This is a genomic window from uncultured Campylobacter sp., assembly GCF_937997535.1.
Classification (GTDB): Bacteria; Campylobacterota; Campylobacteria; order Campylobacterales; family Campylobacteraceae; genus Campylobacter_B.
In genome coordinates, this window is sequence record NZ_CALKTT010000037.1 from 1 (window position 1) to 11550 (window position 11550).

7 protein-coding genes and 1 pseudogene are annotated in these 11550 nt (G+C 43.1%); 7 read left to right on the forward strand and 1 reads right to left on the reverse strand.

Annotated elements, in window-relative coordinates; translation table 11 throughout:
- Nucleotides 1-2: 2 nt before the first annotated feature.
- Together Q0117_RS03500 and Q0117_RS03505 are read left to right on the forward strand one after the other, a co-directional pair.
- Nucleotides 3-1217: a saccharopine dehydrogenase family protein gene (locus Q0117_RS03500; protein ID WP_297922603.1), complete on the forward strand. Its 1215-nt coding sequence runs from the start codon at nucleotides 3-5 to the stop codon at nucleotides 1215-1217.
- Between the two features lie 60 nt (nucleotides 1218-1277).
- Nucleotides 1278-2405 carry a TIR domain-containing protein gene (locus Q0117_RS03505; protein WP_297922605.1) on the forward strand — a complete coding sequence of 376 codons (1128 nt, stop codon included), beginning with the start codon at nucleotides 1278-1280 and terminating at the stop codon, nucleotides 2403-2405.
- A 30-nt stretch (nucleotides 2406-2435) separates the two neighbouring features.
- Here the strand turns inward: Q0117_RS03505 and Q0117_RS03510 are convergent, their stop codons facing one another.
- Nucleotides 2436-2594, reverse strand: coding sequence for a hypothetical protein (locus tag Q0117_RS03510; RefSeq protein ID WP_297922608.1), 159 nt, complete (start codon nucleotides 2592-2594; stop codon nucleotides 2436-2438).
- 209 nt (nucleotides 2595-2803) lie between these two features.
- Between Q0117_RS03510 and Q0117_RS03515 the strand changes: the two genes are divergently transcribed.
- The 5 genes and pseudogenes from Q0117_RS03515 to Q0117_RS03535 all read left to right on the forward strand — a co-directional run.
- The gene (locus tag Q0117_RS03515; RefSeq protein WP_005871123.1) at nucleotides 2804-3178 is read left to right on the forward strand and encodes a hypothetical protein; all 375 of its coding nucleotides are present in this window, start codon (nucleotides 2804-2806) and stop codon (nucleotides 3176-3178) included.
- Between the two features lie 251 nt (nucleotides 3179-3429).
- A complete protein-coding gene (locus Q0117_RS03520) occupies nucleotides 3430-5610 on the forward strand; it encodes an STT3 domain-containing protein (RefSeq protein ID WP_297922612.1) in 2181 nt (726 codons plus the stop codon).
- A gap of 255 nt (nucleotides 5611-5865) precedes the next feature.
- Complete coding sequence (locus Q0117_RS03525; protein ID WP_297922615.1) at nucleotides 5866-6450, forward strand: hypothetical protein; 585 nt, start codon at nucleotides 5866-5868, stop codon at nucleotides 6448-6450.
- 356 nt (nucleotides 6451-6806) lie between these two features.
- Nucleotides 6807-9089 carry a 5-methyltetrahydropteroyltriglutamate--homocysteine S-methyltransferase gene (metE, locus tag Q0117_RS03530; protein WP_297922618.1) on the forward strand — a complete coding sequence of 761 codons (2283 nt, stop codon included), beginning with the start codon at nucleotides 6807-6809 and terminating at the stop codon, nucleotides 9087-9089.
- Between the two features lie 1418 nt (nucleotides 9090-10507).
- Nucleotides 10508-11550, forward strand: a pseudogene (locus Q0117_RS03535) (hypothetical protein); the annotation flags it as partial.

Here is an 11550-nt window from a genome sequence, read left to right on the forward strand (position 1 = left end):
AAATGTCAAATATCTTAATCATAGGCGCGGGCGGCGTGAGCCAAGTCGCGACCGTAAAATGCGCGATGAACGCGGACGTTTTTAGCAAGATCACCCTTGCAAGCCGCACCAAAAGCAAGTGCGACGCGATCGCTAAATTTATCAAAGACCGCCTAGGCGTGCAGATCGATACCGCCCAGATCGACGCGGACGACACCGATGCGGTCGTAAATTTAATCAAAAAAACGGGCGCCGAGCTACTGCTAAACGTCGCGCTGCCGTACCAGGACCTAACCCTCATGGACGCGTGCTCGCGCGCCGGCATCCCATACATCGACACTGCAAACTACGAGCACCCGGGCGCCGCTAAATTTGAATACAAGCTGCAGTGGGCGAAGGACGGCGAGTTTAAAGCTGCAAACACGATGGCGCTGCTGGGAAGCGGCTTTGATCCGGGCGTGACGAACGTATTTTGCGCCTACGCGCAGCAAAATCTCTTTGACGAGATCCACGAGATCGACATCCTAGACTGCAACGCAGGCGATCACGGCTACCCGTTTGCGACAAATTTTAACCCAGAGATAAATTTACGTGAAGTGAGCGCAAAGGGCCGCTACTGGGAGCGCGGCGAGTGGAAAGAAACCGAGCCGATGGAAATAATGTTTAAATGGGACTATCCGAAAGTAGGCGTCAAGGATAGCTATCTGCTCTATCACGAGGAGCTAGAAAGCCTTGTAAAAAACATCAAGGGGCTAAAACGAATCCGCTTTTTTATGACATTCGGACAGAGCTATCTCACGCATATGAAATGCCTGCAAAACGTCGGCATGCTACGCATCGACGAGGTCGAGCACAACGGCGTGAAAATCGTGCCGATACAGTTTTTAAAGACCTTGCTGCCTGATCCTGCGTCGCTAGGCCCTCGCACGAAGGGCAAAACCAACATCGGCTGCGTGATACGTGGCTTAAAAGACGGCAAAGAGCGTCAAGTCTACATCTACAATGTCTGCGACCACGAGGCTTGCTACGCCGAGACGGGCGCTCAGGCGGTGAGCTACACGACGGGCGTGCCTGCGATGATCGGCTCGATGATGGTCGCAAAGGGCATTTGGAGTGGCAAGGGCGTCTTTAACATGGAAAATTTCGACGCCAAGCCCTTCATGGACGAGCTAAATAAGCAGGGCTTGCCGTGGGAGATAATCGAAATGAAACCGGGCGAGAGGTATGAAGCGGAGTGATACTCTTATAATATACTTGTAATTTAATTTTTTACATTATATAAACCATAAAGGATAAATATGAAACAAAATAAAATATACGAGTATGATGTAGCATTGTCATTTGCTGGAGAAAATAGAGAGTATGTAGAAGAAGTTGCCAGTTTTCTTAAAAACTTTGGCGTAAAAGTATTTTATGATGATTTTAACCAAGATGAAATTTGGGGTAAAAATTTATTTGAATACCTTCAAGATATCTATCAAAATAAGGCTAAATACACAATAGTTTTTATTTCCGAGCAATATAAAAATAAAAAGTGGACCAGGCATGAATATAGATCTGTTCAAGTAAGAGCGTTAAACGAAATAGACCAAGAATATATACTTCCAGTTAAATTTGATAATACAGAGTTGCCTGGTCTTAATGAAAATTTAGCATATATAAGTGCCAAAAATAAAACACCAAAAGAGATAGTAGATTTTTTTATTAAGAAAATCGGATTAGTTTTTAATCAAAGATGGTGGGGTAAATGGGAGCGAGATAGTATCGTGCCTAGCAATACGGGCTCTTTATTTATAAAAGACGTAAAACAAAATGGTTTTATTTTTGATTTAATGGTTCAAAATGGAGCATATTTGGGTATATTGGGAAATGAATATGCCAAATTTATATCAAAAAATGAAGCTATATTCGAAGAAGGCGAAAGTAAAATTAAATTTGTGAAAATAAAAGACGGAATTCAAATAGATCCGATAAACTGTCAAAATTTGTGTGGCATAGGTGCATATTTCGACGGTATTTATGAATTTCAAAAGGATATTTTTACATTTTATGATGACATCATAGATGATTTTATTTTATCAAAAATATATGCATTAATCACTAAAGATGAAAAACATGATTTAGAAAACTATAGTCCGGAATCCAAATGGGATGATTTTTTAAAATGCTTTGGTAGTAGCAGTGTATGCATTGATAATCTTGATGACTTTAAAGCAACTATAATTGACGCATTTGTTCCAGGATTCTATAGTGACTATGCTGCGATTTTAATAATAGATGATAATAAAGAAATTTGGGGTGCCTACTCTGATGCAGAAAAAGTATACTACTTTACAACAGAACAAAGATACAAAAATAAAATTCCAAAAACCATAGAAAATTGGGCAAGTCGTTTCAAGACAACTGATATAATTTATTTGGATTAAAAGAAATTTGAAGTTAACAGCAGCAAAGTTTTAGCCGCTTTCCGTTACACAACTAGCATCCCCAAAATCCGCCTCACGCTCGAATGCCACCGCACTCATAGGCTTGCTGCAATACGGCAGAGGAATACTCTCCTCGGCGATGCTTGCGGCATTTTCCGCGGGTACGCCGCGAGTGATGTCTTGGATCATAGCGCTGTTTGTTTGGCTAAGCGCGCTTGCTGCGTATTTAATAAGCAAATTTTAAATCGCGGCGAAATTTTATAATTTGCCATCGAGTTCGGTTCTGTTTTAAACAGACGGGCGATTTCTTAAATTTAAACTCTAGCTAAATTTAGACCGAAATTTTTAAGTAAACTTTGCTATAATCGCCGCAATTTTGAAAAAACCGAGGAGAAAATATGAAATTGATTTACGCCGCTTGCGTGCTAGCCGCTTTTGCTTCGGCTCAGACCGAAACTGTGCAGGTGCCGGACTTTGCTAAAAGCTCGATGAAAACGCATGAGCAGGCCGAGGAAAAACTAATCGCAAATGCCCTAAAAGGCGATCTAAGCCAGATCGCAAGCGATCTGAAGATCGATAAAACTCTAAAAGGTGGCGAGTCGCTTGTCATTAACGGCGCGCATTACAGGACGATCGAGGGCGACAGCACGCAGTGGAAAGAGGGCGATGCCGTGCGCCTGCTAAGCGGCAATAAGGACGGCAGATGCCTAAGCTCGATCATGCTTAATCTGCGCACGAAAACCGTCTGTAAATTTATGTGCGACGCGTATTAAATCGCGTAAATTTTGATACTTTATAGCGCGAGCGAAATAGATTAAATTTCGGTTTGCTCGCGCCATCCGCAGTAATTTGTCGTATAAATTTCTACATCTCGCATCGCAAATCAGGTAAATTTTGCTATAATAAACGGAAATTAAACAATGCCGTTAAAAACATAGTGCGGGCGCGATAAAGCGAGTAAAATTTGTAGAGGCAAATTTTAACCCTACCGCTCGGTACTTCAAACGGCAAATCAAGGAAAAAGATGCAAAAATTTAGAATTACAAACGGCGAATGCTCCCGCATGGATATTTTTCTGATCATGACGCTGGTTTATATATTCGGCGTGGCGTGCAGGTTTTTTTGGATATATTGGGCTAGCGGGATCGAGCAGTTTTCTTTCGATGGCGAGCTCATTATGACCACGAACGACGCCTTTGCGAACGCCGAGGGTGCGCGCGATATGATAGCGGGCTTTCACCAGCAGGGCGATCTTAGCCCGTACGGCGCGTCGATCCCAACTCTAGCATTTTTACTTAGTAAAATTTTACCCGTCAGCCTAAATAGCATTACGATCTATATGAGCGTGTTTTTAGCGCCGCTGGTGGCCGTGCCGATTATTTTAATAGCAAGAGAGTATAAGATCCTGGGCGCTGGTATCATCGCAGCGCTGCTTGCTTGCGTGCTGCCGGGGTATTATGTTAGGACCTTGGGCGGGTATTTCGATAGCGATATGCTAAATGTTACTCTGCCGCTGCTAACGCTATGGGCTTTGATCAGGCTCATAGGGCGAAGCGAGCAGAGTAGCTTTGCTTTGCCCGCCGTCTTTATGGTACTTTATAGCTGGTGGTATCCTAGCTCGTATTCTTTAAATATGGCGATTATAGTGATATTTTTAATCTATACTTTGATTTTTAATAGACGCAATGAGGCAAATTACAAAGCGATTATTCTTATGGTTGCAGCGGTCATAAAATTTAGCGCGTATTACGAAGGTGAGACAATAATTGTAAATTATATTTTATTGTTTAAAATCGCACTTATTGTGTTTTTATATTTTTTAATGATTAAAGTTCCAAGCCATAAAAGCAAAAAGGCTCTTTGGATTTTGGGTGCGATCGTCGTAATTATATTTATCATATTCGGCGGACTTACTCCCATAGCAGTGCAGCTTAAAGCTTACATCTTAAAAGATGTAAGCAAAGAAGAAATTTTCTACTTCTACGGCGTTAGAAATACGGTTAATGAGGTAGAAAACGCTAATTTCATAAAATTTGTGCTTGAATCTAGTGGGCATCTATTTATATTTATATGCGCCGTAGGAGGGCTGGCTCTATTGCTGATAAAATTCCGTTCGTTTATCTTAACCTTGCCGATGATAGCGCTTGGAGTTTTAGCACTTTTCGGCGGAACTCGTTTTACAATGTACGCTACGCCGATGATAGCGCTTGGATTTGCTTATTTTATATATTTTGTGCTGAATTACTTTGAAATACGCACTTGGCTTAGAAGTACTTTGTTAGCTATTTTAACCTGTTTAGCGCTAATGCCTAGCATAGATTTTATTTATAAATTCCGAGTTGCGCCTACGCTTACGAAAGACTCCATAACGCCTCTTGCAGAGCTAAAAAATAAAGCTAGCAGGGAGGATTATGTACTATCGTGGTGGGATTACGGATATTTAATCAGATATTACTCCGATGTAAAAGTAGTAGCTGATCCCGGAGGTAGACAGGCAGGAGAATACACTTTTATGAGTGCGTTTTCCTTTAATAAAGATGAGGTAAGCTCTGCTAATATGGCAAGGCTTAATGTCGAATATATACAAAAGTTGCAAGGTAAAAAATTTGATCCTAAATTGGAAGATAAATTTAAACTAAATCTATATCAAATTCAAAAAGATTATGGCGAAGCCGATATCAATAAATTCCTAAGTTCTTTAAGCGATAAGAATTTCAATCTTCCACGGAAAACTAGGGATATATATTATTATTTCGTACCGCACATGATAGATATATTGCCCAATATTTTAAAATTTTCTACTGTAGATATAGAAACAGGTAAAGAGTCTTGGACGCCATTTATTCATGTGGGTTATGATATTAGAATGGGTAAAGATGGAGAGAGCATCATAATAAATGATGAATGCACGCTGCCTAGCGTCGATCCTGAATACCTAATCTATGACGGTAAAAGAATGCCTATTAATTCATATTATCAAGTGGGCGAAGTAAACGGCAAACTCGTCAAATTATCCAAACAAGTAGATAAAAATTCCAATCTTTACGTGATATTTTTACCGGATTACCAAAGAATTTTAATCTTAGATAAAAAGGTTTTTGAATCAGCCTTTATCCAACTTTTTGTGCTGGAAAACTATGATAAAGATCTGTTTGAGCCCGTTTATTTAAGTAATTATGCGCGGATTTACAAGTTATTAAGATAAATTTATATTCAGAGGAATATTGCGTAAATTCTTATTGCATTATGCTTTTACAAAGCGTATGTTACTAAGCGATAAAATTTATAATGCAAGCTATATGCTGAGATTTAGAATTTATACTAGTTATAAATAAATTACAAAAATACTTCAAAATTTTATCAATAAAAATCGTAAATGTTATGTATTTACTTTAAATTTAGCCTAGGTTTCGAAGCGTGTCGCTATCATTAAGACGAAATTTCACCCAAAGGAGTAAATATGAGAAATTTTGTTGCAAAAGCATTGTTGCTTAGCTCTTTAGTTGCGGCGAGCGCGATGGCGGAGGGGCTTTTCGTGGGCGGCGAGGCCGGCTACAATTTCAAAAACGAAGCCGCGGGTTTTGATGACGGGCAGCCTCAAATAGGCGTTAAAGCCGGGTATGACTTCGGTACGTTTAGGGCTTACGGCGGGTATTTTTACGGATTTAAGGGCGAGGATTCCAGCTCGAACGCCTATGCCAAAAAAAAGGTTAAATGGAGAACGCACGATTTCGTAGGCGGCGCAGATTTTACGCCGGAGCTTTTCGGCAGATTTAAGCTTGTCCTTGGCGCTTACGCCGGACTTTCGGTGCTAGATACCGAGGTTAAGATAGACTATAGCAACGGCAGCTGGGCTAGAGCGGACGATACGCTAGGCGGCTTTATCTTGGGCGGCAAGGTGGGCGCCTTGTATGAGTTCGCTTCTAATAGCGAGATCGAAATGGGATTTAAAGCAAGCAAGGCTTGGTATAAAGACGGCGATTATATCGAAGATAACGACGGCAAAAAATACGGCGTTTACGCAGGATATAATTATAAATTCTAAGAATTTTCATATTTGAGGCATTGCACTGCTTTCATAGAAGCCTTGATGCTCAGTGGCTTTGCGGTGTGTCAGGTAAGGCTAGCTTCGTCGCAAGGCTTTACTAAGTTTTAGTAGAATCTTGCGACGAGGTTTAAATTATGATGAATTTAACGTCTTCAAATTCCATCATCAAATTTTAACTCATAGAATTTCGTCGATAAAAATTCCATTTCAGATTTTATTGGCTAAATTCCACCCCTGCGCTTTTGGATAAAATTTCGTTCGTTTTCGAGATTAGATTAAAATTTTAATGACGGCAAAAGAAATTTTAGATAAAATCAACACTTTCATACCAAAATTTTACTCAAAGGATAGAGATGAAGAGTTACGTTACGGGCTTTCCGCGTATCGGAGAGCAGCGCGAGTTAAAGAAGGCTTTGGAGAGCTATTGGGCGGGCAAGTGCGATTATGACGCGCTAGAGCGGGTTGCTGCAGAGCTAAAAGATCGTCACATCAAATATCAGCTGGATGCTTGGAGCGGTCTAATTAGCGTGAACGACTTTTCATACTACGATCTGATGCTCGATACCAGCGTGCTTTTCGGCGTGATCCCACAGCGCTTTGCGGCTCTTTCGGCGCATGAGCAGTATTTTGCGATGGCGCGCGGCAGTAAAGACGCAGTCGCGATGGAGATGACGAAGTGGTTTAACACAAACTACCACTATATCGTACCCGAGATCTCTGCGTATACGGAATTTAGCCTAAATCCTAGTAAAATTTTAAGCGAGTACAAAGCCGCGAAGAATAACGATTTTAAGGACTCCTGCGCGCTAAAGATAAATTTGATCGGACCTATCACCTATCTTGCACTTAGCAAATCAAGCGACAAAAGCGATCCACTCGCGCATTTAGATGCCCTTGCCGCGAAATATGAGGAGCTGCTAAAGCTTCTTAGCGAGCTTGATAGCGAGGTCGTGGTTCAGATTGACGAGCCGATTTTCGTAACGGATCGCGCGGCTGAGCTAGCGCCAAAGATCGCGCCGATCTATCAGCGCCTAAGCAAGGTTGCAAGCAACGTAAAAATCATCTTTATGACCTATTTCGAGCACGCAATCGAGGCCGTTAAAGAGATTGTAAAAACCGACGTTTGGGCGATCGGGCTTGATTTTGTTTACGCAAGCGAAGAGAGTATCAAAAAAGAGCTTCAAGCTTTAAAAGACGCCAAGACCGTGCTTTTTGCAGGCGTGATCGACGGGCGCAATATCTGGAAGAGCGATATCGATAAAAAGCTAGCTCAGCTCAAGGCCATCAAAGCCTACGTGCCAAAGGAGCGTATCTATGTGGGCACCTCCTGCTCGCTTTTGCACGTGCCTTTCACGCTAAAATACGAGGACAAGCTAAGCGCCGAGATCAAATCCTGGCTAAGTTTCGCGGTCGAAAAATTAAGCGAAATTTCGATTTTAACCCATCTTTTCTTTGAAATTCCGATGTGCGAGCACGGCATGAAAGCTTACGAGCAGAATCAAAAATCCGCCAAAACTCGCGCTAGCTCGCCGCTAATCCACGACGAGAAGGTTTCTACTCGCGTGAACTCGCTAAGCAAACTTGAACGCACCGATCGCTACGAAGATCGCATCAAGGTGCAGAAAAAAGAGCTCGGATATGGAATTTTACCTACCACTACGATCGGCTCCTTCCCGCAGACTGTCGAGCTCCGACAAGTCCGAAATGCCTATAAAAAGGGGCTTTTGGCGCGCGAGGATTATGAGAAGCAGATCAAAGCCTATATCGACGACTGCGTCAAATTTCAAGACGAGATCGGCCTAGACGTGCTGGTTCACGGCGAGCCCGAGCGTAACGATATGGTCGAGTATTTCGGCGAGCAGATGAGCGGATATACGTTCAGCGCCAACGGCTGGGTGCAGAGCTACGGCAGTCGCTGCGTGAAGCCACCGCTACTTTTCGGCGACGTGAGCCGCCCAAAACCTATGACCGTGGAGTGGATCAAATACGCTCAAAGCCGCACTAAAAAGATTATGAAAGGCATGCTAACGGGCCCGGTTACGATTATGAACTGGAGCTTCGTGCGCGACGATAAGCCTCGCGAGCAGATCGTAAAACAGCTTGCGCTCGCGATTTTTGATGAAATTTCGGATCTGCAAGACGCGGGTATCAAAATCATTCAGGTGGATGAGGCGGCGTTTAAAGAGGGTTATCCGTTACGCGCGGAAAATATCCCTGCGTATGAAAAATTTGCCGTCAGCGCCTTTAAGCTCGCCGTTAGCGCAGCCAAAGCGCAGACGCAGATCCACACGCATATGTGCTATTCGGAGTTCAACGACATAATCAAAACGATCGAGGCGATGGATGCCGACGTCATCAGCATCGAGACCGCTCGCAGCGGCAACGAACTGCTTAAAATTTTTAGATCGGTCGGCTACAAGCAGGAGGTCGGCCCCGGCGTTTACGACATCCACAGCCCGCGAATTCCTAGCGTACATGAGCTCGTAAGCCAGATCCGCGCGCTGCTTGAGGTGCTTCCGAAAGAGCAGCTGTGGATCAACCCGGACTGCGGCCTGAAAACGCGCAAATGGGAAGAGGTGGAGCCGAGCCTAAAAAATATGGTCGAAGCGGTAAGACTCATCCGCGCAGAGGCATAAATTTCGCGCAGAACGGACTTCGCTGCCGGGCAAAATTCCACCCGGCAGCCGTTTTGCGATAGAATTATGTGGAACGTTTATTTCGAGTATGGATTGTTAAAACAGCTGCGCGAAATTTTACTTCGAGCGAGTATTAAAAGGTAGTATGAAATTTCACCGCGTCTGCTTGGCAAGCATATTTGATAGCTGCTAAGTAATACGGCGATGTGAAATTTTGCGCGAGATTTACGGATTTCTCAGTTGGGCATGCGCGGGATCTTTTTAAAATGCGACGTAAAATTTCATCTCGACTGCTAGCTTAGAATTTCATCGCAACTGCTCGTTTGATTGAAACGCGGAGCGTAAATTTTATCGCGATTGCCCTGAAGGCGGGCTGGGGCAAGCGATAAAATTTTAAAATTTTCACAAATCAGTTCTTGCGCACACAAACCTCGTCAGCCGAATAAAAAACTCTGAAATTTGCAATTTTACGCGCCGCTAGATTAGAATTGCAAAACGCGAGCCAAAGTGCTGGTATCTTTGCGCTAGAAATTTTAAATTGCAAATTAAAATTTACATTATCTCGTTAGAATGGCTGGGTTACGAAACGAGGTCCAGCTCTGCTACGTTAAATTTCAGCTCAAACTAAAATCTGTGTAGCCGCATTAAATTCGAGTTAGAGCCAAAATTTACGACGCGAAACTCGTTGATTTTAACTTGTGTTTTACACTAAAGAGCGAGGCTAGCGCAAGGCGCGTTTACGCTGCCACAAAATTAAAAGGGACTTTTTATGGTAGCGTAAGTTTGTAATTTGCAGTAAAAATTTAAAGCTATGATTTTGGCTCATAAGGCGCAGCTTTTAGATGGTTTCTATCACGCCTTAAAGTGAGATTTTACTTAGTAATTTTGCGCGGCAGATTTTAACAGGCGGAATTTTATCATCGCTGCAAAATTTAGGTTTTTAGATTTTATTTTGTAGAATTTTAGCCTCATAATTGCGATGAAGTGCGGCTCATCTTATTTCATAAGATTTTAGCGGCATCGCGTTTAATTTATATGGCATGATTCCAAGGTGCTTATTTTGAAATCCTGCGGGTAGAACCTATGAGACTGCGTTTGCGAGGTTTTATAAGAATTTGATGGCAAACCGCTCAGCGCGTTTAAAAATTTTATTCGTGTGTAGAGCTCTCATTTGCATTTTAAATTTTGCCATTGTGGCGGAATTTTGCTCACGTGGCAAGGGCTTGCATGCAAGGTGTCCATGAAATCTAAGGATTTGGACGCTAAATTTATTAGCGTGTTTAGTGACGCAATGCTGCGCCTGCGCATAAAATTTTGCGTTGCAGGCGATTAAAAAAACTTTTTCGCTTCGTATAAATTTCGCGCCGCGAGCGTTTAAAAGCCGCAAGAGCTTTAAAAATTTAAATTGGAAAGATTGAATGACATTTTTTTCGCCCGAGTTTGTCCTTGCTTTTTTAGCGTTTTTAATCGTTTATTGGACGCTCAAAAATCATATTTTCGCGCAAAAAATCCTGATCCTGTTAGCAAGCTACGGCTTCATGTGCTCCGTAAATCCGCGCTTTGCGCTAGTACTTGCGGCCTATAGTGCTTTCGTATATTTTGCAGGGGTGTGTATCGCGCGCGCTAATCGCGTAGTCGCAAAAGCCATACCGCCCGCAAAGCAGTCCTCGCACAAGAAAAAGCTCTCGCGTAAAGCGGCAGCTAAGCAGATGAGCGCAGCAAAACAAGCCGGCATAGCAAAGCAAGTACAAAAAGCGGGGCTAGCGAAGCAAATTCCGTTACCAACTGCGAAAGCGCGTGCGGTGATGCTTACGTCAGTTGCTGGCGGCTTATTTTTTCTCGCGTTTTTTAAATATTACGGCTACGTCAGGGAGTTTTTCAATGCCGCGCTTGCCGCGCTGCACTTAGGTGCCGTCGACAGCGTGGCGTTTCCGCTTGGAATTTCATATTATGTTTTTATGTCGATCACCTATTTCGTCTCGGTTTATAGGCGCGAATGCGGCGAGCAGGGCTTTTTGAGCTTGGCGTGCTTTTTAGCGTTTTTCCCTAGCGTCGTGATGGGTCCTATCGGGCGCGCTAGCGCTGCCAAGGGCGTAGAGCCAGTACTACCGCAGTTTGATCGCTTCAAGCACTTTGGCAATGCCGATGAAATTTATGTGCTTATAATTTTTGCCTTAGTTAAGCTGCTGCTTATTAGCGGCTATTTGGGTGCGTATTATAGCGATGTGATTTCGGGCGTTTACGGCGACGAGCCTGAGTCCTCCGCGGCGCAAATTCTAGCCGCACTGCTGCTTTACGGCGTGGTGCTTTATACGAATTTTAGCGGCTTTATCGATATGGCGCGAGCGCTTGGGCTTGCGATGGGCTTTAAGTTGCCGCAGAATTTTAATATGCCCTATGCGGCTAAGAATTTAGGCGAGTTTTGGGATCGCTGGCATATCAGCTTATCCACGTTTATACG